Raw genomic sequence first — 25,665 nt, 5'->3', positions numbered from 1 at the left:
GCGCTTGAGGAGCGGGCCCGGGGCGGAGCCCCGCGGGGACGCCTAGGACGCCGCCCCGTAGAACCGCTCCTCCACCACCGCCCGAGCCCTCCGCGTAATCCGCCGGTAGTCGTCCAACATGTCCCCGACATGCCCCGGCCCGTACCCCAGATACCGCCCCACCGCGGTCATCTCCCGGGGGTCCGACGGGAACGTGTCCCCCGGCCGCCCCCGCACCAGCATCACCGCGTTCCGCACCCGCGTGGCCAGCACCCACGCCTCGTCCAGCATCTCCGCGTCCTCAGCCGGAATCAGCCCCGCCGCACACGCCGCCGCCAGCGCCTCACGCGTACGCGTCGTCCGCAGCCCCGGCTCCGCCCACCCGTGCTGCATCTGCATCAGCTGCACGGTCCACTCGACGTCGCTCAGCCCGCCCCGCCCCAGCTTCGCGTGGAGCGTGGGGTCCGCGCCGCGCGGCATCCGCTCGGACTCCATCCGTGCCTTGAGCCGGCGGATCTCGCGTACGGCGTCCTCACCGAGCCCTTCCGCCGGATACCGCAACGGGTCCACCAGCTCGATGAAGTCCCGCCCCAACTCCTCGTCGCCCGCCATGTGTTCGGCCCGCAGCAGCGCCTGGCTCTCCCAGACCAGCGACCAGCGCCGGTAGTAGGCCTCGTACGACCTCAGCGTCCGTACCATCGGCCCGGTCTTGCCCTCCGGCCGCAGGTCGGCGTCGATCAGCAACGGCGGGTCGGCGGTGGGCAGTTGCAGGAGCCTCCGCATCTCCCCCACGACCGCGTTCGCCGCCCGCGCCGCCTCCTCGTCGCTCACGCCCTCCCGCGGCCGGTGCACGAAGAGGACGTCGGCGTCGGAGCCGTAACTCAGCTCGTGCCCGCCGAAGCGGCCCATGCCGATGACGGCGAACCGGGTCGGCAGGGTGTCCCCCCACTGCTCGCGTACGGCGGCCCGCAGCGCCCCCGCGATGGTGGCGGCGTTGAGGTCGGTGACGGCGGAGCCGACCCGGTCGACGAGCGCCCCGTGGTCCTGCTCGGCCGGGCTGTCCTCGGTGCCGTACGAGCCGATGATGTCGGCGGCCGTCGTACGGAACAGCTCCCGCCGCCGCACCCCGCGCACAACCGCGACCGCCGGCTCCGCACCCGCCGCCCGCCCCACCGCGGCCAGCACCTCCTGCTCCAGGTGGGCCCGGGTGCGCGGCGTGAGCCCCTCCGGGTCGCCGAGGATCGCCACCGCCTCCGGGGCCCGCATGAGCAGGTCCGGGGCGAGGCGGCCGGCGGAGAGGACCCGGGCGAGGTTCTCCGCCGCCGCCCCCTCGTCGCGCAGGAGCCGCAGATACCACGGGGTCTTGCCGAGCGCGTCGGACACCTTGCGGAAGCCGAGGAGCCCCGCGTCCGGGTCGGCGGAGTCCGCGAACCAGCCGAGCAGCACCGGCAGCAGGGTGCGCTGGATCGCGGCCTTGCGGGAGACCCCGGAGGAGAGGGCCTCCAGGTGGCGCAGGGCCGCGCCGGGGTCCGCGTACCCGAGGGCCTCCAGCCGGATCGCGGCGGCCTTCGCGCTGAGCCGGGACTCGGCGGGGGCCAGCTGGGCGACGGCGTCCAGCAGCGGCCGGTAGAAGATCTTCTCGTGCAGCCGCCGTACGACGGAGGCGTGCCGCCGCCACGCCTTGTTGAGCTCGGCGACCGGGTCGGTCCGCATCCCGAGCGACCGCCCGAGCCGCCGCAGGTCCGCCTCGTCCTCGGGGACCAGGTGGGTGCGGCGCAGCCGGTAGAGCTGGATGCGGTGCTCCATGGAGCGCAGGAAGCGGTACGCCTCATCCAGCTGGGCGGCGTCCGCGCGGCCCACGTACCCGCCCTCGGCGAGCGCCCGCAGGGCCTCCAGCGTGGTCCCGCTGTGGAGCGAGGCGTCGCTGCGCCCGTGCACGAGCTGGAGGAGCTGCACGGCGAACTCGACGTCCCGCAGCCCGCCGGGCCCGAGCTTCAGCTCCCGCTCGATCCGGTCGGCGGGGATGTTGTCGACGACGCGGCGGCGCATCTTCTGCACGTCCGGGACGAAGTTCTCGCGGTCGGCGGCCTGCCAGACGAGCGGGGAGACGGCGTCGACGTACTCCGCGCCGAGCTCCGGGTCGCCCGCGACCGCGCGCGCCTTCAGCAGCGCCTGGAACTCCCAGGTCTTCGCCCACCGCTGGTAGTAGGCGAGGTGCGAGGTGAGGGTGCGCACCAGGGGCCCGTTGCGGCCCTCGGGGCGGAGGTTGGCGTCGACCTCCCAGATGGTGCCCTCGGCGGTGTTCTCCGAGCAGATCCGCATCATGTGGGCGGCGAGCCGGGTGGCGGCCTGCATGGCCTTGTTCTCGTCGACCCCGTCACGTGCCTCCCCCACGAAGATCACGTCGACGTCGGAGACGTAGTTCAGCTCGTGCCCGCCGCACTTGCCCATCGCGACGACGGCGAGCCGGCACTGCGCCGCGTCCTGGGGCGCCGCCGTACGGGCGATGGCGAGGGCGGCGCGCAGGGTGGCGGTGGCGAGGTCGGCCAGTTCGGCGGCGGCCTGCGCGAGGTCGGTGGTCCCGCAGACGTCCCGGGCGGCCAGGGTGAGCAGGCAGCGGCGGTAGGCGACGCGGAGCGAGTCCGGGTCGACGGCCTCGGCGAGCCCGCGCTCGAACTCGGCGACCCCCGGGTGCAGGTCGGCCGCCTCGTACGTGACGAGCGCCTGCCAGTCCCGCGGGTGCCGGGCCAGATGGTCCCCGAGCGCCTCGGACGCCCCGAGGACCCCGAGGAGCCGGTCACGCAGGGGCTTGGCGGTGACGAGGGTGTCGAGCAGCACCTGCCTCTCTCCCACCGCCTCGGCCTCCACGAGCCGGACGAGGCCGCGCAGCGCCAGATCGGGGTCGGCGGTGGCGCCGAGCGCCTCCAGGAGGACGGGATCGGACCGTACGGAGGCGAGGTCGTCCAGGTCCAGGAGCCGTTCGGCGGCGGACGGGTCGGTGAATCCGTGCCGCAGCAGCCTGGTGAACGTACTGCTCCTGCGTCCCGGCACCGTCGTCATTGCACGCTCTCCTGCCGCCCGAACCGATCTGCGTAACTGCTCGCTGCCCCTTTGCCGCGCCACAGCTCTTCGAGCCTAGTCCTGTGCCGATGAATTCGGGGCGGGGGCGGAGTCCACCCACGGGGAAAGCAGCTGCCACACCCCTGACGCGACCTCGGAGGAACCATGTCCACGACCGAACGATCCGGCCCAGGCCGTCTTCCGGTGACCGAGCTGGACGCCCGCTACAGCAGCGAGGGAGCGACGGCCCGCCCGTGGCCGGAGACGGCCGCCCTGCTGGGCGCGGCCCCGCTGTACTGGCTCTCCACGGTCCGCCCCGACGGCCGTCCCCATGTCACGCCGCTCATCGGCGTCTGGTCGAAGGACGCCCTCCACTTCTGTACGGGCCCGGCGGAACGCAAGGCGCGCAATCTGGCGGCCAGCCCCGAGGTGGTCCTGACGACGGGGACCAACGACCTCGATTCCGGCGTCGACGTGGTGGTCGAGGGCCGGGCGGACCGTGTGACGGACCACGGCCGCCTGACCGCGCTGGCCCGCGAGTGGGAGGCGAAGTACGGCAGCGACTGGCACTTCGACGTCGAGGACGGCAGCTTCACCCAGGCGGAGGCGGGCCACGCCCACGTGTTCGCGGTCCACCCCCGTACGGTGTTCGGCTTCGGCAAGGGCGACCCGTTCAGCCAGACGCGCTACCGCTTCGCGTGACCTGACCGGCGGCCCCGACGACCGGGCTTCGCGTGACCCGCCCGACCGCCCCGACGACGAGGCTTCACGTCACCAGCCCCGCCGTCCCGATGACGACGGTGGCGTACAGCTCCTCGCAGACCACCACGCGCGGGGTCAGCCCGGCGCGGCCGAGGACCTCCACCGCCGCGTCCCGCTGCCGATCGCTCGCCTCCACCAGCAGGCTGCCGCCGGGGGCCAGCCAGCCGGGGGCCTCGGCGGCGACCCGGCGCATGACGTCGAGACCGTCGCCGCCCCCGTCGAGGGCGACGCGCGGTTCGTGGACGCGGGCCTCGGCGGGGAGCAGCTCGACATCTGCGGACGGGACGTACGGAACGTTGGCCAGGAGCACGTCGACGCGGCCGCGCAGGGCGGCGGGAAGGGGGTCGAACAGGTCGCCCTCGTAGACCTGCCCGAGGTCGCCGACGTTGCGCCGGGCGCAGCGTACGGCGGCGGGTTCGACGTCACAGGCGTGCAGTTCGACCCGGTCCAGGGCGGTGGCGAGGGCGACACCGAGCGCGCCCGAACCGCAGCAGAGGTCGACGACGACGGCCGGGCGGGGTGCGAGGGCGGCGGCCTGCGCCACCAGGAACTCCGTACGGCGGCGGGGGACGAAGACCCCGCTGTCCACGGTGAGGCGGCGGCCGCAGAACTCGGCCCAGCCCAGGACGTGTTCGAGCGGCAGCCCGGCGACACGGTGCTCGACGAGGAGGGACAGTTCGTCCGGGGACGCGGCGGCCTCATGGAGGAGGGACGCCTCGTCCTCGGCGAAGACGCACCCGGCGCGGCGCAGGGTGGCGACGGTGGCGGAAAAAGAACTCACGGGGTGAACCGGCATGCGGGCGAAGCCTTTCGGGAAATCCGATGGGCGCTCCGCGATCGCCGGCTGCTGTTCGTACCAGCCGCTATGAGGGTCGTGCGACGCGATCGTGCGAGGTGAGCACCCAGCCTGATCCAGCGGTAATGGGTCTCACCTCCTCGGTCCGTCCCCGTACCGGTGCACAGGAGGTGGTAACACTACAACAGCCCGCGCCGCACGGGCGCGGGCTGTTGGCCGGCCGTCTACAGATCGACGCTGTCGCGCAGCTTCGTCGGGGTCAGGAACAGCGAGGCGATGACACCGACCACCGCGATGCAGGCCGAGATGAGGAAGATGTGCCCGGTGGCGTCCCCGTAGGCGGCCCGGACGACTTCCTGGACCTGCGGTGGCATGGCGGCGACGTTCAGGGTGGACCCGCCGGAGCCGGAGGCGGCCGGGTCGATGCCGAGCTCCGCCAGCCCGTGGGCGATCTTGTTCGCGACCTGGTGGGCGAGGACCGCTCCGAGGACGGAGACGCCCATGGTGCCGCCGAGGGAGCGGAAGAAGGTGATGGCCCCGCTGGCCGCGCCGATCTCGCTGAGAGACACGGTGTTCTGGAGGACGAGCACCAGATTCTGCATCGACATGCCGACCCCCACGCCGACCCCCAGCATCCCCAACGACACGGCGACGAGCGGCGTTTCGTGATCGATGAAGGAGAGTCCGAGGAAGCCGAGGGCGAGGACGACGACACCGGTGACGATGTACGGCTTGACCTTGCCGGTCTTGGAGACGAGGCGTCCGGCGACGGTGGAGGAGACGAGCACGCCCGCCATGAGCGGGATGGTGAGGAGCCCGGCCTCGGTCGGTGAGTAGCCGCGGCCGATCTGGAAGTACTGGCCGAGGAAGACCGCGCCGCCGAACATGGCCATGCCGACCGCGAGGCTGGCGACGATGGCGAGGGCGGGGTCCCGGCGCCGGACGACGTGGAGGGGAACGACGGGCTCCTTGACCCGGGCCTCGACGAGAACGGCTGCCGCCAGGATGAGCACACTCCCGCCGACCATGAGGGCGCTCTGCCAGGAGACCCAGTCGAAGTCGTCGCCGACGAAGGTGACCCAGAGGAGCAGGAGGCTGACTCCCGCGGCGATGAGCGAGGCGCCGAGGTAGTCGACCTTGGTGTCGGGCCGGCGGACCTCGGCGAGGTGCAGCGTGCGGGAGAGCATCACGGAGGCGAGCAGCGTGAAGGGCAGGGCGATGAAGAAGCACCAGCGCCAGCCGAGCCAGGAGGCGTCGGTGATGAACCCGCCGAGCAGCGGCCCGCCGACGGTGGCGACGGCCATGACACCGCCGAGGTAACCGTTGTACCGGCCGCGCTCCTTGGGGCTGATCATCGCGGCGATGATCACCTGGACGAGGACCTGGAGGGCCCCCATGCCGAGCCCCTGGACGGCACGGAAGGCGATCAGCTGCTCGGTGGACTGGGCGAACCCGCAGGCGAACGACGAGACGACGAAGAGCCCGATGGCTATCTGGAGCAGCAGCTTCTTGCTGAAGAGGTCGGCGAGCTTGCCCCAGATGGGGGTGGAGGCGGTGGAGGCCAGCAGGGTGGCGGTGACGACCCAGGTGTACTGCGACTGCGTGCCGTCGAGGGACCCGATGATCTGCGGGAGCGCGACCGAGACCACGGTGGTGCTGATCATGGCGACGAACAGCACGATGAGCAGCCCGCTGAGGGCCCGCAGGACGTGCCGGTGGTCCATCGGTGCGGGGGCGGGGACCCCGGCCGGGGCGGCGGTGGGGTGTGCTGCGCTCACGCGCAACCTCCGGAAGATTCGTACGGGAGGAGAAGGCTTCACCATACATGCACACTGCGCAATTTTGCCCACTGAGCAACAATTTTGGCGCCGGGGGATAATGCCCCCATGGACAGCAGCACCGCGGGACCAGGACTCCGGGAACGCAAGAAGGAAGCCACCCGGCAGGCCGTGCACGAGGCGACCCTGCGCCTGACCGTGGAGCACGGATTCGACCAGGTGACGGTCGAGGCGGTGGCGGACGCGGCCGGGATCTCCCGCCGGACGTTCTCGAACTACTTCACCAACAAGGAGGACGCCCTTCTCTACGGCGAGGAGCAGCAGATCAGGGCCCTGGTCCGCACGGTCCAGGGCCGCCCCGCCGACGAACCGGCCTGGCCGGCACTGAGGGCGGCGGTGGCCCAGTTCGCCGAACGGGTCGCCCCCCCGGAGCGCGACTGGGCGGTACGCACCCGCCTGGCGATGCGCCACCCCTCGCTCCTGGCACGCCAGTTGGCCAATCACGCGGCCCTGGAACGCGACCTGGCCGAAGCGGTGGCCGCCCGCCCGGGCCCGACCTCCGCCCCGGTCCGCCCGATCGTGCTGGCGGCGGGGTTCCTCTCCTCGCTGCGGATCGCGATGCGGATGTGGATCGAGGAGGACCTGGCCCGGGAGCCGGCGGCGGTGATCGACGAGATTCTGGACGAGATGGGGCGGGGGTTCGGGTGAGCCTTCGCGGCCCCGCCGGTCATCACGGCCCGACAGGGCAGGAGGCGGCTCACCGCGCCGTCGCGCAGGAGCCGCCCCTCGGAACCGGCTCTCACCGAGAACCGCCCACCGCTCAGAACCGGGAGTCGTCGACCTCGATCTCGTACGCGATCTCCCAGCGGATGTCCGGGACGATGATGTCGGCGGTCTCCACCGGACGGCCCTCGGCGTCGAAGTAGATGCGCTCCAGCTGAGTGACCAGCTCACCCACGGAGATGCCGAGGAAGTTGGCCTGCTCGCGCGTGGCGCGGGCCGGTCGCGGCATTTCGAGAGCGGTGGAGATGTTCACGTCGATGGAGCGCATACGCGCGACGACGCCGATCTTGCCCTGCGGTCCCATCTCCGGGAGCAGGACGGACGTGCCGCCGGTGATGGCCATCGGTTCCCAGCTCGTGGCGAGCTGGGCCGGCTGACCGTCCGCGAGGAATTCGTAGTGGGTCATGACGCAGAGGTCGCCGGGCTCGATCGCCAGCCGTGCGGCGATGTCCTCGGTGGCCGGGACCCGCGCCGTGCTGTTGCACTCCCAGGTGCCCGCAGAACCCTGGTCCTTGAGGTCGGCGCGGAACGGGGAGCCGCCGCGCTCCTGGCGGAGGCGTGAGCGGACCATCCGCCGGCGCTGGCGGGCTTTGCGGACGTACGTGCCCGACCCGGCGCGGCCTTCGAGGATGCCCTCGATGATCAGGCGCTCCATCGCGCGCTGGGCGACGGACTGGCCGACGCCGTACTCCTTGGCGAACCGGGCGCGGGACGGCAGCTTGTCGCCGACGGCCCATTCACCCGCCAGCACCCGGGCACGGATCTGGTCGGCCACCTGCAAGTACGGGGTATCGCGAGGCATTTCGGCGGCTCCGTGAGGGGTGCGGCGTTCGGGCTCGATATTGACAAAGCTAACCCATCAGGTTGAAGCTGAGTATTCAGCATTACATGGAGTGACATCGGCTTCACCAGGGGAGAAGTGTGCGCTCAGCACAAGCGCGGGCAGCGGCACTGACCGGCATGCTCACCGCGGCCATCGGCACCGAGCCGCGCGTAGCCGACACCACGGCCGGCATCCGCATCGAGGCGGACCTCCCCACCGAGCTCACCGAGGCCGAGCACGCGGCGGTCCTCGCCGCCCTGGCCACGGCCGACCACTTCGGGCACACCCTCACCCGCACCGCCGAATTCGTCTGGGCCGAGATCAGCAGAGAGGCGACCGTGACCACGACCGATTCCCCCGACGCGGCCTACCGCGACCTGCTCGCCCACACGACGACGTGCGGGTCCTGCCGCGCGGGCGCGATCTGCCCGGCCGCGGCCAAGCTCGTCCGCACCTGGCGCGAGACCCGCGGATGAGGCCCGGCGCACGCCCAAAGTCCTCAGCCGCTCATCCCCCGAAGAACAGCGCCCAGGCCGGATAGCCACCGCCCACACGCCCGCCCACCTCCAAGAGACGGAGGCACCACATGCGTACCACCCGTCACGCCTTACTTCCGGCCCCGCCCGGGAGGCACCGATGATCGCCCTGGCCGCCACGGACGTCCGCACCTGCGAGGCCTGCTGGAACGCCCCGGTCACCGCGGCCCGGCACACGGAAACCGGCCGTGACCTGCTCTGCGAGGAGTGCGCGGAGGCGGACTACCCACGCCGTGTCGACCTCTTCCCCCCGTTCGGCATCTACGGCCTGCCGGCCCGCAAGGTGATGAACGACGGCAGACACGGCAGCGGCCCCCCGAAGACCCCACCCAACCCGGGCCCGCCGCTACCAAGCCACCACCGGCGCCGTCACCGCCGGGGACACCGCCGGTGTAGAGCGTCCCTCCGGACCCGCGCCCTCGCAGGAGGGGGCGGGCTCAGGGGCGGAAGAGCAGCGAACAGCGCTGCAAACCGATCAGCCTGTACCGCTGCTCATCACCACGTGGCAACAGTCGCTGCGTGGTGATCGGCTATCGCGGCGCGGTCTATCGGGGAGTCACCCGGAATGCGCAGAGGAGCGCCGGCCAACGAGCTGTACAGCTGGTGGCCCGCCAGGCTCGGCGCAATGCGCACCATCAACTCGGAGTCGATGGCGAGCAGGCCACTGTCGAAGAGACGATGGACGTCGGACCGGAGCATCAGCCCCTCTTCGACGCGGTGCCGCTCCGTGTCGGCGAAAGGACGGAGGTGGGCAGCCTCCAGCACCTCTGCCGGAGCTGCCCCAGTGACGGCACAGATCAATCCGTACTGCCGGACCAGCGCCCTACGGAAGCCATCCTGGCCCCGCCGTATCGCTGCCGTCGTCCGCCGCCGCCCTCCGGGCAGCTCGGGCGGGCGGTGCCCGCCTCCGTCGGCCGCTTCTCGCCGTCCCGGAAGACGGATGCCCCGCGAAGCAATCGCTTCCAAGGTCCTGGTTCTGTGCATCGCTTTGATCGACTGTTGGTCGGACCGGCTCAAGCTGAGTTCGTTCAACTGCGCCTTGTCCAAGCAGCCGTCCAGCGGTTGCCAAGTCCCTCCGTAGTGCGCCCGGAAGGCAGTCACCCGCAGCGTCTCGACGGTCGGCTGGTCAAACGCGTTCCCGCAGGGGCTGCACCGGTAGCGGGGCAGTTCCGTGGTGCGCTCCTTGAACCCCGTACTCCTGCAGTAGGGACACCGGCTGCGCAGCTTGTCCTGGTCGGGCAGGACTTGCAGTGCCTCTACGTACCCCACCCCGAGGGCTTCCCTGCCACTACGTACAACCACCAGGTCACCGACCGACACACGCCGGTAGTTGCCCACGGTCGAGTCGTAGCTGTAGGACTCCTCGACGATGTCTTCGTAGCCGGTGTTCCCCTGGAACTGTCGCTCCTCCCCAGCAACGAGGAACGACCAGGCTCCGCCCTGCCTGCGTGGTGCCGCGATCTCCGCCTCCGTCATGCCGGGAGCATACGAGCACCCACTGACAATGCGGCTGCCGCCCCATGAGGCAGGCTGGGCGGAGAAGAGCATCGGCCGACCGCCCATGCTCAATCCTCCAGTGGCGATTCCCCTTCAAGGAGCCGTTCGGCAATGTCGTGAGCCCACTCCTGCGCCCACAACCGCAGTGCAGTGATCTCCTGCTCACCGAGCCCGTACGCGGCGAACTCGGTGTCATCGATCCAGTCGGCACCGCCCGGCCGCGCCTGAAGTTCGGTCAGATCGAAGGATTCGCGTGCGTGCCGCCGTCCGAGCTCTTCCAGCTCGACGTGGCTCCATCGGTCGACGGCCGCTCGTACGTCAATCAGGTCGCGCGCGAGGCCACGGTCAGCCAGTGCGCGGACCTTGGTGCCGACGACGTCCTCAAGGGAGAGCACCAGACCGTGCGAGGTCCGTACTGGCGGACGCCGTAGCGTCTCCTTGAGGATGTCTACCTCGCACTCCTCACCGTCGGCCGGATCGGTGACGATCAGGCGAGCGGACAGCGGATCGGCCTCCAGTGCCCGCACCTCCCAGCCACGCTGCTCCAGCCCCACCCGTACGGTGGAGGCGATGCTCTCCATGGGGTCGGGATTCTCGGTGGCAACGTCGAGGTCTTGGCTGAGCCGGTCGACAAGCCCGTGCGCTTGTACGGCGTAGCCACCGGTGAGTGCGAGAGGATAGGCGCCGCCCACAGCCAGTACGTCGGTCAGCAGTCGGCGGTGCAGATCGGTGAGGTTCACGCAGCGGTCCGGGCGCTGAGCGCGAGCTCGTCGAAGGCGCTCTCCCAGACGTCACGGATATCGCGGCTGATCAGCGTCCGCAGGGTGGGCCACATGGTGACAAGCAGATCGCGGTTGAGGTACTCGACCAGGTCGTCGTGCATACCCTCACCCAGCACGATGCGGTAGTAGCTCATCCGCAGCCGCGGCTGATCAAGATCGAACTTTCTCAGCCCCGACCACGCCAGATGAAGGGGCAGCGACACAGTCCCGTGGCGGGGGCCGGCAAGTGCCGCCAGTGTGGCGGGCACCCGTCGGGCGAACCTGGCGCGACGGAGACCGGGGACGTCGGAAGCTGATGCCATGCCCCGATTATCGCGCACAGGCCGACAGGGGGTGTGCGGCTTCGGCCCCCTCTGCAGGGCCCGCGATGCGTGGCAACCTGAGAGGTCACGGATGACTGGGGCCAACGGCCATGCTTCGTCGGACGCGGTTGCTCTGGTTGCGGTGCTCCGCTCCTGTACAGCAGCGAGGCACCGTCGCTCCTCCTGGGGCCGGACCGTTGTCAGTAGAGGAGCCTGTAACAAGCCGTCAGGGCTCGACGCCAGAAAGAACATCAAGGCGCTCAGTACGTACCTCGGGCGCACCGGCCCCGGGGTCACCCTGCGGACCTATACCCACCTGCCCCGAGCAGAACTGATCGTGGCTGCGGGCGGGTCGCCTCTACTGAACTGGGCGACCCGCCCGCATTGCTGACCCGCCCCTACAGCACCGGCAGCAGGTTCTTCAGCTCGAAGGCCGTGACCTCGCTGCGGTACTCCTCCCACTCCTGCTTCTTGTTGCGGAGGAAGAAGTCGAAGACGTGCTCGCCCAGCGTTTCGGCGACCAGCTCGCTCTTCTCCATCAGGGAGATCGCCTCGCCCAGGTTCTGCGGGAGCGGTTCGATGCCCATCGCGCGGCGTTCCGCGTCGGAGAGGGCCCAGACGTCGTCGTCGGCGCCGGCCGGGAGTTCGTAGCCCTCCTCGATGCCCTTGAGGCCTGCGGCGAGCAGGACCGCGTAGGTGAGGTACGGGTTGGCGCCGGAGTCGATGGAGCGGACCTCCACGCGGGCCGAGCCGGTCTTGCCGGGCTTGTACATCGGGACGCGGATGAGGGCGGAGCGGTTGTTGTGGCCCCAGCAGATGTACGAGGGTGCCTCGCCGCCCGCGCCGGCCGCTCGGGACGAGCCGCCCCAGATGCGCTTGTAGGAGTTGACCCACTGGTTGGTGACGGCCGAGATCTCCGCCGCGTGCGTCAGCAGGCCCGCGATGAACGAGCGGCCGACCTTGGAGAGCTGGTACTCCGCGCCCGACTCGTAGAACGCGTTGCGGTCGCCCTCGAAGAGGGAGAGGTGGGTGTGCATGCCCGAACCCGGGTACTCCGAGAAGGGCTTCGGCATGAACGTCGCCTGCACACCCTGCTCCAGCGCCACCTGCTTCATCACCAGGCGGAACGTCATGATGTTGTCCGCCGTGGAAAGCGCGTCCGCGTACCGCAGGTCGATCTCCTGCTGGCCGGGAGCACCCTCGTGGTGGCTGAACTCGACCGAGATGCCCATCGATTCGAGCATCGTGATCGCCTGGCGGCGGAAGTCCATGCCCACGTTCTGCGGGGTGTGGTCGAAGTAGCCCGAGCTGTCCGCCGGGGTCGGACGCGTGCCGTCGACCGGCTTGTTCTTCAGGAGGAAGAACTCGATCTCGGGGTGCGTGTAGAAGGTGAAGCCGAGGTCGGACGTCTTGGCGAGGATGCGCTTCAGTACGTAGCGCGGGTCCGCGAAGGACGGGGAGCCGTCGGGCATCAGGATGTCGCAGAACATCCGCGCGGTGCCGGGGGCCTCCGCGCGCCAGGGCAGGATCTGGAAGGTGCCCGGGTCCGGCTTGGCGATCATGTCCGATTCGTACACCCGGGCGAAGCCCTCGATCGCCGAGCCGTCGAAGCCGATGCCCTCGTCGAAGGCCTGCTCCAGCTCGGCCGGGGCCACGGCGACGGACTTGAGGAACCCGAGGACGTCGGTGAACCACAGCCGCACGAAGCGGATGTCGCGCTCCTCAAGGGTCCTGAGGACGAATTCCTGCTGCTTGTCCATTGCCACATCCTTGCAGTTCAGACGGTCCGTGCACCACCGCCCGGGGTAGGGGGACACTTCAGTATCGCGACCCGGGATTTCCCCCAGATTACGCACACGGTGTGAGAGAGAGCACTCGGCCACCCACTACGATCGGCGACCGTGGCGTGCGGGGGCCGCGGCGGCTCTCCCGCCCGCCTGCGCGCGTCGGTCACCGGACCGGCCTTCCCCCCTCCCGCCCCTTCGCATAAGGACTCGACGCCATGAGTTTCGGCCCCAGCGATCCCCCGTACGCCACCCCGCCCCAGCAGCCCGCCGGCGGTGCCCGTTCCACCCGTAACCGGGCCATCGCCATAGGGCTCAGCGCCGCCGTCGTGGCCGGTCTGGCCGTCTTCGGTACGTACATGGTGCTGGAGACGTCCGAGGCCAAGGAGAACCGGGCCGGCAGCTCCTCCGCCCAGGACGGCAAGCAGCCCGGCGGCGGGAACGGCGACACCGGTGGGGCCATCGCGGGGCTCAAGTCCTGGGATGCCGCCGAGCTCGGGCGCAATCACTCGGCCGGGGATGTCGACTATCCGATGACGCCTCCCGTCGGCGGCGACCACAACCCCTCCTGGCTCAACTGCGACGGCGACGTATACGAAAAGGCCGTCCCGGACGTCAACGCCGTCCACTCCCTGGAGCACGGCGCGGTCTGGATCACCTACAACACCGAGGCCGCCGACGCCGACGTCACCAAGCTCGCCGAGCGGGTCGAGGTGACCCCGTTCACGCTGATGAGCCCGTACGCGGACCAGGAGGGCGCCATCGTGCTCAGCGCCTGGGGAAAGCAGGTCACCGTGGACAGTGCCGACGACCGGCGCGTGGACCAGTTCCTCGCGCAGTACGTCCAGGGCCCCCAGACCCCCGAGCCCGGCGCCCCCTGCACCGGCGGGCCGGCCACGGTGCCTCAGTGACCGCCATGGCCGCACGGAGGACCGGGAGCGAGGAGCAGCGCAGGACGCGTCGCGTGCGGTGGGTGGCCGGGGGTGCCGTCGTCCTCGCCCTGCTCTTCGCCGGGGCCGCCTCCCTCGCCTCCGCGCGTGGGGACGGGGAGCCCGGAGTACCGGCCGTCGATTCCGCCGATGCCGGGTTCGCCCGGGACATGGCCGTCCACCACCAGCAGGCCGTGGAGATGTCCTTCATCGTCCGCGACCGTACGGACGACGAGGACGTACGCCGCCTCGCCTACGACATCGCCAACACCCAGGCCAACCAGCGCGGCATGCTCCTCGGCTGGCTCGATCTGTGGGAGCTGCCCAAGGTCGCTCCGGGCGGAGCCGGTCCCATGACCTGGATGGGGAGTGAGGACGGGCACGGTGATCATGCGGCCGGGCATGGGGTCGGCGGTGGCGCCGGGCTCATGCCGGGGATGGCCACCAAGGACGAGCTCAAGCGGCTCGGGGGGCTGCGTGGTGAGCAGGCCGAGGTCTTCTTCCTCCAGTTGATGACCGACCACCACAAGGGCGGCGTCTCCATGGCCGAGGCGTGCGTGTCGCGGTGTTCCGTCCCGGTGGAGAAGCGGCTCGCCGCGGGCATGGTCGAAGGGCAGCAGTCCGAGCTGGGGCTCATGCGCGACATGCTGGCCGCGCGTGGGGCGAAGCCCCGTACGTGAGCCCGTAGCTGAAGGCCGGTGTCTCCCGTGCGTCAGCCTCCGTCCCCGTACCAGCGCACCCGAACGGGTGATTGCGGTCGCGCCTTCCCGGCGGGCCGATGACGATGGGTTGCGCTCGGGGCCGTACGGCAGTGCCATCGGCACGCAGGAGGAAATCCCCCATGACGACCGCCAAAGACATCATGCACAGCGGGGCCCGCTGGATCCCCGCCCACGAGACGCTCGACCGTGCGGCGCAGCTGATGCGTGAGCACAACGTGGGTGCGCTGCCCGTCTCCGCCAACGGTGACTCGGACCGCATGGTCGGCATCATCACCGACCGGGACATCGTCGTCGGCTGTGTGGCCAAGGGCCACGACCCGTCGAAGGTGACCGCGGGCGACCTCGCCCAGGGCACTCCGCGCTGGATCGAGGCGGGGGCGGATGTGAACGCGGTCCTGGAGGAGATGCAGAACCACCGCATCCGCCGGCTCCCCGTCGTCGAGAACAAGAAGCTCGTCGGCATGATCAGTGAGGCCGATCTCGCGCAGCACCTCACCGAGGAGCAGATCGCGGTCTGGGCCGAGAAGGTCTACTCCCGCAGCTGAGAGCCCACGCCTGTCCGACAGGGGCCCGGAACCCTCAGGGGTGCCGGGCCCCTGTCCGTCCGCATACCCACCGGGGGTAGGGTGGTCGCCATGGCTGGCACGGTCGGCGGGGTCCGGAGCGGGAACGGGAGCGGAAGCGGGAGCGGGATGTACGCGCAGTTCCTGCTGCTCGCCGCGCTGCTCTTCGGGATCATCACCATGCATACGGTCGGGCATCCGGCGGAGCATGCGGAGCGTGAAGCCGCCGCGCCCCCGGTGTCCGTGGCCATGGCCATGCCCGTGTCCGTGGGCGTGGGCGCGCCCCCAGTCCCGGCCGACGCCGTGATCATGCCGGTCGCCGATGCCGCCTCCGCCGGTCCTCCGGCCCCCGCCTCCGCCGGCCCTGTCGCCTCCGACGTCGGGCATCCCTCCCACCGCTCCTCCGACGACACCCCCATGAGTGGTATGGACCCGCTCTCCGTCTGCCTCGCCGTCCTCGGCGCCTGGGGTCTCGCCCTTCTCGGTGCCTGGCTGTCCGGGCTGCGCGCGGACGGGCGGCCCCTCGGTACGGCGGTGGGTGCGGGGCTCCTGCGTGTGCTGCGGCCCGATCCGCCGCCCCCGATACCGGTGCTCGCCGGCGTTTCGGTGCTGCGTATCTAGGAGTGGGCGTTCACCTCCGCCCTTCTCCCTTCCCTGAACAACCTTTCCTCAGAGGTGTATTCAGCATGCCCACGCAACCCACCCGACGCGCCGTGCTCGGCGCCGCTCTCGCCGTCGCCGGTACGGGAGCCCTCGCCGCCTGTTCCGACGGCGGCGGCCACGGTGGCTCCCACTCCCCCGGCGGTGCCCAGGATTCCGGTACGTACGTCTCCCCCGGCGGCAAGGAGGTCGCGGCGGCCGAGGAGGCGCGCGGCTCCGGCCCCGTACGCAAGGTCTCCCTCACCGCCACCCGCACCCGGCTCGATCTGGGCGGCGGAACCACCGTCGCCTCCTGGGCCTACGGCGACCGGCTGCCGGGGCGCGAGGTGCGGGTGAACGCCGGTGACACGCTCGACCTCACCCTGGCCAACCACCTTCCGCAGCCCACCTCGATGCACTGGCACGGTCTCGCCCTGCGCAACGACATGGACGGGGTCCCCGGGCTCACCCAGCGGGACATCGCGCCGGGGGCCGACTTCCGGTACCGGTTCGCGGTGCCGCATCCGGGGACGTACTGGTTCCACCCGCACTCCGGCGTCCAGCAGGACCGGGGGCTGTACGCGCCGCTCATCGTCGAGGACCCGAAGGAGCCGTTGGCGTACGACAAGGAGTGGGTCGTCGTCCTCGACGACTGGGTGGACGGGGTGGAGGGGTCCACTCCGGATGCCGTCCTCAAGGAGCTGTCCGGAGGGACGGGCGGTGGGATGGATCATGGTGCGCACAGCATGTCGGGGGCCGAGGCCGAGGCGGCGGAAGCGGAGGATCCGGACGGCGGCTCGCCCTCTCGGATGATGATGGGTGCCCGCAGTGAGCTGCTCGGTGGAGACGCCGGGGATGTCGCCTATCCGTACTACCTCGTCAACGGGCGGGTGGCGGAGGATCCGGAGACGTTCCGCGCGCGGCCCGGTGACCGTATCCGGCTGCGGATCATCAACGCCGGCGGCGACACCGCCTTCCGCGTCGCGCTCGGCGGGCACCGGCTGACCGTCACCCACACCGACGGCTTCCCCGTCCGGCACACCCGGGGAGACGCGCTGCTGCTGGGGATGGGCGAGCGGTACGACGTCCTCGTCACCGCCGGGGACGGGGTCTTCCCGCTCGTCGCCCTGGCCGAGGGGAAGAAGGCGTCCGCGCTCGCCGTGCTGCGGACCGGCAGTGGTGCGGCGCCCGCCGCCTCCGTACGGCCCGAGGAGCTGGACGGGAAGCTCGTCGAGGCGGGGCGGCTGGTGCCGGATCCGTCGGTGGCGCTGGCCGGGCGCTCGCCGGACCGGACGATCCGGATGCGGCTCACCGGCGGGATGGCCGGGTACGACTGGGCCTTCGACGGGCAGCCGTACACCGCCGGTCAGCGGCGGCCGGTGGAGGCCGGGGAGCGGGTGCGTGTCGTCTTCGACAACGGGACGGCCATGTGGCACCCGCTGCATCTGCACGGGCACACGTTCGCGCTGGGCGGGAACGCCTCCGGGGCCCGTAAGGACACCGCGATCGTGCTGCCGCACCGGTCGCTGACCGCGGAGTTCGACGCCGACAACCCGGGGCTGTGGATGGTCCACTGCCACAACGTCTACCACGCGGAGGCGGGGATGATGACGGTCCTCGGGTATCGGGGCTGAGCCTCAGGAGTTCAGCGGGTCGGGGCCGACAGCTGCCCCGACCTGCGGTTTCGGTGGGCCCGGGCAGATTTTGCCCGGGCCGCCGGGACATCGCGTCAGAAAGACGATTACACTGGGCCTCGTGCCTCAACTACGTCTCGCACTGAATCAGATCGACTCGACCGTCGGCGACCTCACCGGCAACTCCGAGTCGATCCTCCACTGGACCCGGCACGCCGCCGAGCAGGGCGCCCACCTGGTGGCGTTCCCCGAGATGGTGCTGACCGGATACCCCGTCGAGGACCTGGCCCTGCGGTCGTCCTTCGTCGAGGCCTCACGGCAGGCGCTGCGCGCGCTGGCCGTCCGGCTCGACGAGGAGGGCTTCGGCGAGCTGCCGGTCGTCGTCGGCTATCTGGACCGCTCCGAGCACGCCGCCGCGCGGTACGGGCAGCCCGCCGGCTCCCCGCGCAACGCGGCGGCCGTGCTGCACCGGGGCGGGATCGCGCTCAACTTCGCCAAGCACCACCTGCCGAACTACGGGGTGTTCGACGAGTTCCGGTACTTCGTGCCGGGCGACTCGATGCCCGTCGTACGGGTCCACGGCATCGACGTGGCCCTCGCCATCTGCGAGGACCTCTGGCAGGACGGCGGGCGCGTCCCGGCCGCCCGGTCCGCCGGGGCCGGGCTGCTGCTGTCGATCAACGCCTCGCCGTACGAGCGGGACAAGGACGACACCCGGCTCGACCTGGTCCGCAAGCGGGCCCAGGAGGCCGGCTGCACGACCGCGTACCTGGCGATGATCGGCGGGCAGGACGAGCTGGTCTTCGACGGCGACTCGATCGTCGTCGACAAGGAGGGCGAGGTCATCGCCCGTGCGCCGCAGTTCTCCGAGGGCAGCGTGATCCTCGATCTGGAGCTGCCCGCCGCCGACACCGTGGCGCCCTCGGGTGTGGTGGACGACGGGCTGCGCATCGACCATGTGGTGCTGTCCGACCGGCCTGTCGACGCGTACGAGCCGGAGCTCGCCGGCGGGTACGCGGAGCGGCTGGACGACGACGAGGAGGTCTACTCGGCGTTGGTCGTGGGTCTGCGTGCGTACGCTGCGAAGAACGGTTTCAGCAGTGTGCTGCTCGGGCTCTCCGGCGGGATCGACTCGGCGCTCTGCGCGGCCATCGCGTGCGATGCGCTCGGCGCGCAGAACGTGTACGGCGTGTCCATGCCGTCGAAGTACTCCTCGGACCACTCCAAGGGCGACGCGGCCGAGCTGGCCCGGCGGACCGGGCTCAACTTCCGTACGGTGCCGATCGCTCCGATGTTCGACGCGTACATGGCGTCGCTGGAGCTCACGGGTCTCGCGGAGGAGAACCTCCAGGCGCGGCTGCGCGGTACGACGCTGATGGCCATCTCCAACCAGGAGGGGCAGATCGTGCTGGCGCCGGGCAACAAGTCCGAGCTGGCGGTGGGTTACTCCACGCTGTACGGGGACGCGGTCGGGGCGTACGGGCCCATCAAGGACGTCTACAAGTCCTCGGTGTTCCGGCTGGCGAAGTGGCGCAACCGGGCCGCCGAGGAGCGGGGGCAGACGCCGCCGATCCCCGAGGCCTCGATCAGCAAGCCGCCGAGCGCTGAGCTGCGTCCTGGGCAGGTCGACACGGACTCGCTGCCGGACTACGAGGTACTGGACGGGATCCTGGAGCTGTACGTGGACCGGGACCAGGGGCTCGATTCCATCGTGGCTGCCGGGTTCGACGCGGAGCTGGTGGCGAAGACGTTGCGGATGGTGGATACGGCCGAGTACAAGCGGCGGCAGTATCCGCCGGGGACGAAGATCTCGCCGAAGGGGTTCGGGAAGGACCGGCGGTTGCCGATCACGAATCGCTGGCGCGAGTCGTCGTAGCGGAGGGGGCGGTCACCGGGGGCGTCCGGTGGTCGCCTCTGTCCTCAAGCGCCGGACGGGCTGGAAGGGCCCACGGACAACGTGGCCGCGGGGCCATCCGGCGTACCGGTTCCGTCCTCAAACGCCGGACCGGCTTGATTGCCCGCCACCACCCGGGACGGCCTCTCCGGGCCCCGGTCCAGGAAACCCGCCGTCGCGGCTATCGCCAGGCCGATCACCGCCAGCACCGCGCCCACCAGTGCCGGGGACGTCCAGCCCCAGCCAGCTGCGATCGCCACGCCGCCCAGCCAGGCGCCGCCCGCGTTGGCCAGGTTGAAGGCCGAGTGGTTGGAGGCGGAGGCCAGGGTCGGGGCGTCCTTCGCCTTGTTCATGACCAGCATCTGGAGCGGGGTCGTCGTCATGAACCCGACGCCGCCCAGCAGCACCACCATCACCAGCGCCGCCCACTGCACGTGCACCGTGAACGGGAACGCCACCAGGACCACCGCGAGCGCGCCGAGCGATCCGTACAGGGTCGGGCGCAGGGCCCGGTCCGTGAGGGGGCCCGCGGCCAGGGCGCCCAGGGTCATCCCGATGCCGAAGAGCGCGAGGACGAGGGTGACCGAGGATTCGCCGAAGCCCATCGCCTTCGTGGTCATCGCCGAGAGGTACGAGTACACCGCGAAGACCCCGGCGAAGCCGAAGACCGCCGTGAGCAGGCCGAGGAGCACCTGACGGTTGCCGAGGGCGCGGAGTTCGCGGCGTACGTCCTGGTGGGCCTCGACCGGGATGCGGGGCACCAGGCGGGCCAGGGCCGCCATCGCGGCGAGGCCGATCACGGCGACGACGAGGAAGGTGGCCCGCCAGCCGAGGTGCTGGCCGAGCAGAGTGGCGGCGGGCACACCGACGATGTTGGCGACCGTCAGGCCGAGGAACATCGTGGCCACCGCCCGCGCCTGGCGGCCCTCGGAGACCAGCCGGGCGGCGACGACCGCGCCGACGCCGAAGAACGCGCCGTGCGGGAGTCCGGCGAGGAAGCGGCCCGCGAGCAGCCAGCCGAAGTCGGGGGCGAGCGCCGAGGCCAGGTTACCGACGGTGAACAGCGCCATCAGGAGCAGCAGCATCTTCTTGCGCGGGACGCGGGAGCCGAGGCCGGTGAGCAGGGGCGCGCCCAGGACGACGCCGATCGCGTACGCCGACACGAGGTAGCCGGCGGTCGGCACGGACGTGTCCAGGTCGTCCGCCACATTGGGCAGCAGGCCCATCATGACGAACTCGGTCGTGCCTATGCCGAAGGCGCTCACGGCCAGGGCGAGCAGGGCCAGGGGCATGGGGAACCTTCGCAATCTCGGAGCGGGGGCAGAACGAAGAGCCGTCGCCTCGGCGTGGACGCCGGGCGACGGCTCAGTCTTCTTTATGTATGCGACTGGAACAAATTGTCGCAGACGTTTTATGCCGGGAGGTGAACGGCCGGTTGCCTGATCGCTGTCACAGCTCCACGCGGGCCGCGATCGGCAGGTGGTCGCTGTCGGTCGCCGCCAGGGTCCACGACGACTTCGGCTCGACGCCCTTGACCATGATCTGGTCGATCCGGGCCATCGGGAACGAGGCGGGCCAGCTGAAGCCGAAGCCGTCGCCCGCCGCGCCCTGGGTGGAGCGCATCTGGGAGGTGACCGCGTTCAGGGAGCGGTCGTTCATCGTGCCGTTGAGGTCGCCGAGCAGGACGACGCGCTCGACCTGCTCGTCGGCGATGGCCTCGCCGAGGGCGTCGGCGCTGTTGTCGCGCTGGTTGGCGGTGAACCCCGCGTGCAGCTTCACCCGGACCGACGGGAGGTGGGCCACGTACACCGCGACCTCGCCCTGCGGCGCCTTGACCGTGGAGCGCATGGCCCGGGTCCAGCCCATCTTGATGTCGACGGGCCTGGTGTTGCTGAGCGGGTACTTGCTCCACAGCCCGACGGTGCCCTGGACCGAGTGGTACGGGTAGCGGGCGGCCAGCGACTTCTCGTACGTGGACACCTGGCCGCCCGGCAGCTCCTGGAGGGCCACGACGTCGGCCCCGGAACCCGCGACCTGCTGGGCGGTGCCGGCGGGGTCGGGGTTGCCGGCGTTGACGTTGTGGGTGGCGACGGTGAGGTCGCCGCCGGCACCGGACTTGTCGGTGATCAGGCCGCCGAAGATGTTGAGCCAGACCACGGCGGGGAGCAGCAGGGCGATCAGCGCGGTGGCGGAGCGCCGCAGCAGGGCCAGGACCAGCAGCAACGGGATGAACAGCGCTATCCACGGCAGGAACGTCTCGACGAGGCTGCCGAGGTTGCCCACCCGGTTCGGGATCTGCGCGTGGACGACCATCACCAGGGTCAGCACCACCGAGCAGAGGGCGAGCACGATCCCGCGCCGCCAGATTCCCCGGTCCCGGGTTGCTCTGCTCAGAAGGCTCCGGAAGCGGGACCCGCCGGCCTGCGGCTGCTCCGCGCTGCCGTTGCCCGTGTCCGCCCCGTACGCCTGCACCATCGCGCTCGTCCTCACTGCCTTGCCGTACACATCGCCGCGCCCCTCGACCCTAGGTGATGGGCGGCGTCTTTCCCGCCGTCGACGACGGCTTCTTCGTGAGCAGGACGTGCGGAGCGGGACGAGAGGTTCCGGTCCGGGCCCGGCCGGTGGGGGCTTGTGACAGAACGAGCACACTCGTCCCGGCCCCGGCGCGTCAGGCGCGCGCCGCCGCTGCGGACCCCGCCGGGGCCAGTCCCTGGACCAGCGCCGCGATGATGCGATCGGCCAGGTCGTCGGGAAGGGGCGCGTCGGGGCGGTGGACGGTACGGACGAGCATCGGGCCGACGAAGAGGTCGTCGATCAGCTCCACGTCGAGGTCGTCGCGCAGCTCCCCCGCGGCGACGGCCCGCCGTACCGCCGCCAGCATCAGCTCGCGGCGGGGGGCGATCACCGTGCCGGAGTACTCGTCCCACAGCTTCGGGTGGCTCTTCATCTGGGCGAAGATGTTGTGCAGGAGCACCGAGGAGCGCTGGGCGAGGCCCCGGGTGCGCAGGGATTCCAGCATGACCCGCAGATCGGCGAGTCCCTCGGTGCCGGAGACGGGCGGGTCGACGGGTTCCATGTCCCGTACGACGTCGACGAAGAGCTCTTCCTTTCCCGTCCACCGGCGGTAGATCGTGGCCTTGCCCACGCCCGCCGTACGCGCGATGCGCTCGATGGAGAGGCCGGCCAGGGGTTCACCGGCCTCCAGGAGGGTGATGACGGCGTCCAGGATCGCCCGTTCGGCCGCGGCGCTGCGGGGGCGGCCGCGGCGGGGCTCCGGGTCCTGTGCCCCGTCGCCCCGCGCGGCGCCGCCGTCGCCCGCGCCGTGCCGGTCCTGCTCGCCGGACCGCGCACTGTCGTGCTCGCCGCGGTCCTGCTCGCCGTCGTCCTGGTCCCGCACCTGAAGCCGCCTCTCTCCGTGCCGCCGTACGCGTACAGCCGTGCCTTCGTACGTGTACGGCCCTGCCGCCGTACGCGTTCGGCCTTCGCCCCGATTCTCGCCGACCGCGAGGGGGCTGTGGGCCACGGCCCTCCGGGTCGGTCAGCGGCCCACCGGCTCCTCCGCGGGCCGGGCCGCGGGCTCCGCCGCGATGGCCGGGGTCCGCCCCGGCAGGTACAGGCCGACGACCACCGCGCCGATCAGGGCGACGGCCGCCGAGCCGAGCGCGGTCACGTGCATGGCGCTGATGAAGGCGTCGTTGGCGGCGGCGACCAGAGGCTTTCCGGCCACTGGCCCGAGCTTCGCGGCGACGCCCAGCGTGGCCTCGATGGACTCGCCCGCCACGTCCCTGACCCCGGCCGGGAGTGTGCCGAGGTGGCCCTCGATGTCGCCCCGGTAGACGGTGGAGAGCACCGAGCCGAGGACCGCGATCCCGAGCGCTCCGCCGACCTGGCGGAAGGTGTTGTTGATGGCGGAACCGGAACCGGCCTTCTCGCGAGGCAGCGCCTGCATCACGGCGACGGTGACGGGCGGCATGATGTGCGCCATCCCGGTGCCCTGGACGAAGAAGACGAGGCACATCACCCACACCGGCGTACCGGCGCCGAACAGGGCGAACGAGGCGAGTCCGGCGGCGACCAGGAGCATGCCCACCGTGCAGACCGCACGGGCGCCGAACCGGTCGACGACCAGCCGGGCCCGGGGCGCGAAGATCATCTGGGCGGCGGCTAGCGGAACGATGAGCAGGCCCGACTGCAGGGCGCTGTAGCCGCGCACGCTCTGGAGGTAGAAGGCCGAGAAGAAGGTCACGCCCATGAGCGCGAAGAAGACCAGCGCTATGGCGGCGACGGCAGCGGAGAACGCGGGCTTCCTGAAGTACGTGATGTCGATCGCCGGGTGGCTGCTGCGCTTCTCGTGCCAGACGAATCCGGCCAGCACCAGCAGTCCCCCGACGATGGAGAGCAGCACGGTCGTGTCGGTGAAGTCGGCGAGCTCGCCGCCCCGGATGATCCCGTACACCAGCAGGACCAGGCCGACGATGGAGAGCGCGACGCCCACCGGGTCGACCTTGCCGGGCTTCGGGTCGCGGGAGTCGGGGACCAGGATCGCCATGGCGACCAGGGCCAGCACGACCACGGGGACGTTCACCAGGAAGATCGAGCCCCACCAGAAGTGCTCCAGGAGCAGCCCGCCGGTGATCGGGCCGATCGCGATGCCGAGGCCGACGCTGCCGGCCCAGATGCCGATGGCCTTGGGCTGTTCGTCGCGCTCGAAGACGTTCATCAGGACGGCGAGGGTGGCGGGCATCACTAAGGCGGCGCCGAAGCCCATCAGCGCGCGCCAGGTGATGAGTTCGCCGGGCGAGGCGGACATGGCGGCCAGGGCGGAGCCGATGCCGAAGACCAGGATGCCGAAGAGGAGGACCTTCTTGCGGCCGATGCGGTCGCCGAGCAGACCGGCGGTGAAGAGGAGTCCGGCGAAGACGAGCGTGTAGGAGTTGATCGCCCACTCCAGCTCGCTCTGGGTGGCGCCGATGCCGGTGGGCGCGGGGCTGGCGATCGTCTTGACCGCGACGTTCAGGATCGAGTTGTCCAGCACCACGATGAGCAGGCTGAACATGAGGACGGTGAGGATCCACCAGCGGCGGCGGTGGATCGCCTCGGGTATGCGGGGCTCGGCGGCGGCGACCCCGGAGGAGGCCGCGGCGGAGGGAGACGGGTTGGACATGGGGACGAGCCTAACGCCGTTTCGATACGAGACCGTCTCGTATTGTTAAAGCTTTGCCCAACGGCCGTCGAACGGGCAGTACGGACGGGCCGGTGCGGGCCCACTTCCCGTTTGCCCGGGCGGGATGCCACCATGGAAGGGATCCGGGGACGCCGTAAGGGCGCCTCGAGATGACGAAGGAGCTCATCAGCCATGTCACTTTCGGCTGCACAGAACCCGCCCTCCCCCGCCGGTGCCTCCCCCGACAGCAGCAAAGCGCTGTACGGAGGGAAGTCCACCCGCCGCGTCACCGTCCACGACATCGCCGCCGCCACTGAGCGCGGCGAGAAGTGGCCCATGCTCACCGCCTACGACGCGATGACCGCGTCCGTCTTCGACGAGGCGGGCATCCCGGTCATGCTCGTCGGGGACTCGATGGGCAACGTCCACCTCGGCTACGAGACCACCGTGCCGGTCACGATGGACGAGATCGCCCTGCTCTCCGCCGCCGTCGTGCGGGGCACCAAGCGCGCCCTCGTCGTCGCCGACCTGCCCTTCGGCTCGTACCAGGAGGGTCCCGTCCAGGCGTTGCGCAACGCGACCCGGCTGATCAAGGAGTCGGGCGTAGGCGCGGTCAAGCTGGAGGGCGGCGAGCGGTCCCACGAGCAGATCCGGCTGCTGGTCGAGGCCGGCATCCCGGTCATGGCCCACATCGGCCTGACCCCGCAGTCCGTCAACGCCATGGGCTACCGGGTGCAGGGCCGGGGCGAGGAGGCGGCCCACCAGCTGCTGCGCGACGCCAAGGCGGTCCAGGACGCGGGCGCGTTCGCCGTCGTGCTGGAGCTCGTACCGGAGGAGCTGGCCGCCGAGGTCACCCGTACGCTCCACATCCCGACCGTCGGCATCGGCGCCGGTGCGGCGACCGACGCGCAGGTGCTCGTCTACACCGACATGGTCGGGCTGACCGGCGGGAAGGTGCCGCGCTTCACCAAGCAGTACGCGAACATGCGCAAGGTGCTCGGTGACGCGGCGAAGGAGTTCGCCGAGGAGGTCGTGGGCGGTACGTTCCCCGCGCCGGAGCACACCTTCCACTGATCCACCGGCCTTCCGGGGCCCGCACCTTCCGTTGATCCACCGGCCTCCGGGGCCCCACCAGCCACTTCCCGCACCACCGACAGCCCGCCGACATCCCCCATCGGCGGGCTGTCGCGCGTCCGGGAGCCGTATCGGCCGGCTGTCGGTGAGCTGTCGGTGGGCGC

22 protein-coding genes and 1 pseudogene are annotated in these 25,665 nt (G+C 71.0%); 11 read left to right on the top strand and 12 right to left on the bottom strand.

Annotated features, from left to right (window positions below; translation table 11 throughout):
• Positions 1–42: 42 nt before the first annotated feature.
• Positions 43–3,039 carry a bifunctional [glutamine synthetase] adenylyltransferase/[glutamine synthetase]-adenylyl-L-tyrosine phosphorylase gene (locus tag ACK8N7_RS27330; RefSeq protein WP_500444402.1) on the bottom strand — a complete coding sequence of 999 codons (2,997 nt, stop codon included), beginning with the start codon at positions 3,037–3,039 and terminating at the stop codon, positions 43–45.
• A 165-nt stretch (positions 3,040–3,204) separates the two neighbouring features.
• Between ACK8N7_RS27330 and ACK8N7_RS27325 the strand changes: the two genes are divergently transcribed.
• Positions 3,205–3,741: a pyridoxamine 5'-phosphate oxidase family protein gene (locus tag ACK8N7_RS27325; RefSeq protein ID WP_500444401.1), complete on the top strand. Its 537-nt coding sequence runs from the start codon at positions 3,205–3,207 to the stop codon at positions 3,739–3,741.
• Positions 3,742–3,805: 64 nt separating this feature from the next.
• On the opposite strand, the gene ACK8N7_RS27320 is transcribed toward ACK8N7_RS27325, so the two are convergent.
• On the bottom strand, positions 3,806–4,597 hold the full coding sequence (locus ACK8N7_RS27320) for a putative protein N(5)-glutamine methyltransferase (RefSeq protein ID WP_500444400.1): 792 nt from the start codon (positions 4,595–4,597) through the stop codon (positions 3,806–3,808).
• 224 nt (positions 4,598–4,821) lie between these two features.
• Positions 4,822–6,321, bottom strand: a complete 1,500-nt coding sequence (locus tag ACK8N7_RS27315) for an MFS transporter (RefSeq protein ID WP_500445854.1) — start codon at positions 6,319–6,321, stop codon at positions 4,822–4,824.
• A 162-nt stretch (positions 6,322–6,483) separates the two neighbouring features.
• Here ACK8N7_RS27315 and ACK8N7_RS27310 point away from each other — a divergent pair, with 162 nt between their 5' ends.
• Complete coding sequence (locus tag ACK8N7_RS27310; protein WP_403208698.1) at positions 6,484–7,083, top strand: acyl-CoA-like ligand-binding transcription factor; 600 nt, start codon at positions 6,484–6,486, stop codon at positions 7,081–7,083.
• Between the two features lie 112 nt (positions 7,084–7,195).
• Here the strand turns inward: ACK8N7_RS27310 and ACK8N7_RS27305 are convergent, their stop codons facing one another.
• Positions 7,196–7,960: a GntR family transcriptional regulator gene (locus tag ACK8N7_RS27305; RefSeq protein ID WP_403208696.1), complete on the bottom strand. Its 765-nt coding sequence runs from the start codon at positions 7,958–7,960 to the stop codon at positions 7,196–7,198.
• 158 nt (positions 7,961–8,118) lie between these two features.
• On the opposite strand from ACK8N7_RS27305, the gene ACK8N7_RS27300 reads away from it, so the two are divergent.
• Together ACK8N7_RS27300 and ACK8N7_RS27295 are read left to right on the top strand one after the other, a co-directional pair.
• Positions 8,119–8,457 (top strand): hypothetical protein, encoded by a 339-nt coding sequence (locus ACK8N7_RS27300; protein WP_403209083.1) that lies wholly within the window; start codon positions 8,119–8,121, stop codon positions 8,455–8,457.
• A 160-nt stretch (positions 8,458–8,617) separates the two neighbouring features.
• Positions 8,618–8,913: pseudogene (locus tag ACK8N7_RS27295) on the top strand (hypothetical protein).
• A 99-nt stretch (positions 8,914–9,012) separates the two neighbouring features.
• On the opposite strand, the gene ACK8N7_RS27290 reads toward ACK8N7_RS27295, so the two are convergent.
• The 4 genes from ACK8N7_RS27290 to glnA2 form a co-directional block, all read right to left on the bottom strand.
• Positions 9,013–9,993: an HNH endonuclease gene (locus ACK8N7_RS27290; protein ID WP_403208693.1), complete on the bottom strand. Its 981-nt coding sequence runs from the start codon at positions 9,991–9,993 to the stop codon at positions 9,013–9,015.
• Positions 9,994–10,082: 89 nt separating this feature from the next.
• Positions 10,083–10,754 (bottom strand): nucleotidyl transferase AbiEii/AbiGii toxin family protein, encoded by a 672-nt coding sequence (locus ACK8N7_RS27285; protein ID WP_403208691.1) that lies wholly within the window; start codon positions 10,752–10,754, stop codon positions 10,083–10,085.
• Positions 10,751–11,098 (bottom strand): transcriptional regulator, encoded by a 348-nt coding sequence (locus ACK8N7_RS27280; RefSeq protein WP_403208689.1) that lies wholly within the window; start codon positions 11,096–11,098, stop codon positions 10,751–10,753. Before ACK8N7_RS27280 ends, ACK8N7_RS27285 begins: the two co-directional genes overlap by 4 nt.
• A gap of 398 nt (positions 11,099–11,496) precedes the next feature.
• On the bottom strand, positions 11,497–12,858 hold the full coding sequence (glnA2, locus tag ACK8N7_RS27275; RefSeq protein ID WP_003969536.1) for a gamma-glutamylpolyamine synthetase GlnA2: 1,362 nt from the start codon (positions 12,856–12,858) through the stop codon (positions 11,497–11,499).
• A gap of 242 nt (positions 12,859–13,100) precedes the next feature.
• On the opposite strand from glnA2, the gene ACK8N7_RS27270 reads away from it, so the two are divergent.
• The 6 genes from ACK8N7_RS27270 (at position 13,101) to ACK8N7_RS27245 (ending at position 19,245) form a co-directional block, all read left to right on the top strand.
• Entirely contained in the window at positions 13,101–13,793 is a 693-nt protein-coding gene (locus ACK8N7_RS27270; RefSeq protein ID WP_500444399.1) for a thioredoxin-like domain-containing protein, read from the top strand.
• Between the two features lie 5 nt (positions 13,794–13,798).
• Positions 13,799–14,491: a DUF305 domain-containing protein gene (locus tag ACK8N7_RS27265; protein WP_403208685.1), complete on the top strand. Its 693-nt coding sequence runs from the start codon at positions 13,799–13,801 to the stop codon at positions 14,489–14,491.
• A 161-nt stretch (positions 14,492–14,652) separates the two neighbouring features.
• A complete protein-coding gene (locus tag ACK8N7_RS27260; RefSeq protein WP_403208683.1) occupies positions 14,653–15,078 on the top strand; it encodes a CBS domain-containing protein in 426 nt (141 codons plus the stop codon).
• Between the two features lie 147 nt (positions 15,079–15,225).
• On the top strand, positions 15,226–15,717 hold the full coding sequence (locus ACK8N7_RS27255) for a hypothetical protein (protein WP_500445853.1): 492 nt from the start codon (positions 15,226–15,228) through the stop codon (positions 15,715–15,717).
• 65 nt (positions 15,718–15,782) lie between these two features.
• Positions 15,783–17,369 carry a multicopper oxidase family protein gene (locus tag ACK8N7_RS27250; RefSeq protein WP_500444398.1) on the top strand — a complete coding sequence of 529 codons (1,587 nt, stop codon included), beginning with the start codon at positions 15,783–15,785 and terminating at the stop codon, positions 17,367–17,369.
• 121 nt (positions 17,370–17,490) lie between these two features.
• Positions 17,491–19,245, top strand: a complete 1,755-nt coding sequence (locus ACK8N7_RS27245; RefSeq protein WP_403208677.1) for an NAD+ synthase — start codon at positions 17,491–17,493, stop codon at positions 19,243–19,245.
• Between the two features lie 44 nt (positions 19,246–19,289).
• Here the strand turns inward: ACK8N7_RS27245 and ACK8N7_RS27240 are convergent, their stop codons facing one another.
• The 4 genes from ACK8N7_RS27240 to ACK8N7_RS27225 form a co-directional block, all read right to left on the bottom strand.
• Positions 19,290–20,555, bottom strand: coding sequence for an MFS transporter (locus ACK8N7_RS27240; RefSeq protein WP_500444397.1), 1,266 nt, complete (start codon positions 20,553–20,555; stop codon positions 19,290–19,292).
• A gap of 157 nt (positions 20,556–20,712) precedes the next feature.
• Positions 20,713–21,738: an endonuclease/exonuclease/phosphatase family protein gene (locus ACK8N7_RS27235; RefSeq protein ID WP_403208673.1), complete on the bottom strand. Its 1,026-nt coding sequence runs from the start codon at positions 21,736–21,738 to the stop codon at positions 20,713–20,715.
• Between the two features lie 193 nt (positions 21,739–21,931).
• Positions 21,932–22,660: a TetR/AcrR family transcriptional regulator gene (locus ACK8N7_RS27230; RefSeq protein WP_403208671.1), complete on the bottom strand. Its 729-nt coding sequence runs from the start codon at positions 22,658–22,660 to the stop codon at positions 21,932–21,934.
• A gap of 141 nt (positions 22,661–22,801) precedes the next feature.
• Positions 22,802–24,427 (bottom strand): MFS transporter, encoded by a 1,626-nt coding sequence (locus tag ACK8N7_RS27225; protein WP_500444396.1) that lies wholly within the window; start codon positions 24,425–24,427, stop codon positions 22,802–22,804.
• 192 nt (positions 24,428–24,619) lie between these two features.
• Between ACK8N7_RS27225 and panB the strand changes: the two genes are divergently transcribed.
• Positions 24,620–25,501 carry a 3-methyl-2-oxobutanoate hydroxymethyltransferase gene (panB, locus tag ACK8N7_RS27220; protein ID WP_500444395.1) on the top strand — a complete coding sequence of 294 codons (882 nt, stop codon included), beginning with the start codon at positions 24,620–24,622 and terminating at the stop codon, positions 25,499–25,501.
• The last annotated feature ends 164 nt before the right edge of the window (positions 25,502–25,665 follow it).

Origin of the sequence: Streptomyces griseobrunneus, from assembly GCF_046713465.1 — a bacterium.
Classification (GTDB): Bacteria; Actinomycetota; Actinomycetes; order Streptomycetales; family Streptomycetaceae; genus Streptomyces; species Streptomyces microflavus.
Note: the sequence above shows the minus strand (reverse complement) of the source record. Positions and strands in the feature narration are given on the sequence as shown.

What these genes read in the sequence shown, in the direction of transcription:
- ACK8N7_RS27330 (WP_500444402.1), bottom strand. Translation starts at nt 3,039, where the DNA reads ATGACGACGGTGCCGGGACGCAGGAGCAGTACGTTCACCAGGCTGCTG.
- ACK8N7_RS27325 (WP_500444401.1), top strand. Translation starts at nt 3,205, where the DNA reads ATGTCCACGACCGAACGATCCGGCCCAGGCCGTCTTCCGGTGACCGAG.
- ACK8N7_RS27320 (WP_500444400.1), bottom strand. Translation starts at nt 4,597, where the DNA reads ATGCCGGTTCACCCCGTGAGTTCTTTTTCCGCCACCGTCGCCACCCTG.
- ACK8N7_RS27315 (WP_500445854.1), bottom strand. Translation starts at nt 6,321, where the DNA reads ATGGACCACCGGCACGTCCTGCGGGCCCTCAGCGGGCTGCTCATCGTG.
- ACK8N7_RS27310 (WP_403208698.1), top strand. Translation starts at nt 6,484, where the DNA reads ATGGACAGCAGCACCGCGGGACCAGGACTCCGGGAACGCAAGAAGGAA.
- ACK8N7_RS27305 (WP_403208696.1), bottom strand. Translation starts at nt 7,960, where the DNA reads ATGCCTCGCGATACCCCGTACTTGCAGGTGGCCGACCAGATCCGTGCC.
- ACK8N7_RS27300 (WP_403209083.1), top strand. Translation starts at nt 8,119, where the DNA reads ATGCTCACCGCGGCCATCGGCACCGAGCCGCGCGTAGCCGACACCACG.
- ACK8N7_RS27290 (WP_403208693.1), bottom strand. Translation starts at nt 9,993, where the DNA reads ATGACGGAGGCGGAGATCGCGGCACCACGCAGGCAGGGCGGAGCCTGG.
- ACK8N7_RS27280 (WP_403208689.1), bottom strand. Translation starts at nt 11,098, where the DNA reads ATGGCATCAGCTTCCGACGTCCCCGGTCTCCGTCGCGCCAGGTTCGCC.
- glnA2 (WP_003969536.1), bottom strand. Translation starts at nt 12,858, where the DNA reads ATGGACAAGCAGCAGGAATTCGTCCTCAGGACCCTTGAGGAGCGCGAC.
- ACK8N7_RS27270 (WP_500444399.1), top strand. Translation starts at nt 13,101, where the DNA reads ATGAGTTTCGGCCCCAGCGATCCCCCGTACGCCACCCCGCCCCAGCAG.
- ACK8N7_RS27265 (WP_403208685.1), top strand. Translation starts at nt 13,799, where the DNA reads ATGGCCGCACGGAGGACCGGGAGCGAGGAGCAGCGCAGGACGCGTCGC.
- ACK8N7_RS27260 (WP_403208683.1), top strand. Translation starts at nt 14,653, where the DNA reads ATGACGACCGCCAAAGACATCATGCACAGCGGGGCCCGCTGGATCCCC.
- ACK8N7_RS27255 (WP_500445853.1), top strand. Translation starts at nt 15,226, where the DNA reads ATGTACGCGCAGTTCCTGCTGCTCGCCGCGCTGCTCTTCGGGATCATC.
- ACK8N7_RS27250 (WP_500444398.1), top strand. Translation starts at nt 15,783, where the DNA reads ATGCCCACGCAACCCACCCGACGCGCCGTGCTCGGCGCCGCTCTCGCC.
- ACK8N7_RS27240 (WP_500444397.1), bottom strand. Translation starts at nt 20,555, where the DNA reads ATGCCCCTGGCCCTGCTCGCCCTGGCCGTGAGCGCCTTCGGCATAGGC.
- ACK8N7_RS27235 (WP_403208673.1), bottom strand. Translation starts at nt 21,738, where the DNA reads ATGGTGCAGGCGTACGGGGCGGACACGGGCAACGGCAGCGCGGAGCAG.
- ACK8N7_RS27225 (WP_500444396.1), bottom strand. Translation starts at nt 24,427, where the DNA reads ATGTCCAACCCGTCTCCCTCCGCCGCGGCCTCCTCCGGGGTCGCCGCC.
- panB (WP_500444395.1), top strand. Translation starts at nt 24,620, where the DNA reads ATGTCACTTTCGGCTGCACAGAACCCGCCCTCCCCCGCCGGTGCCTCC.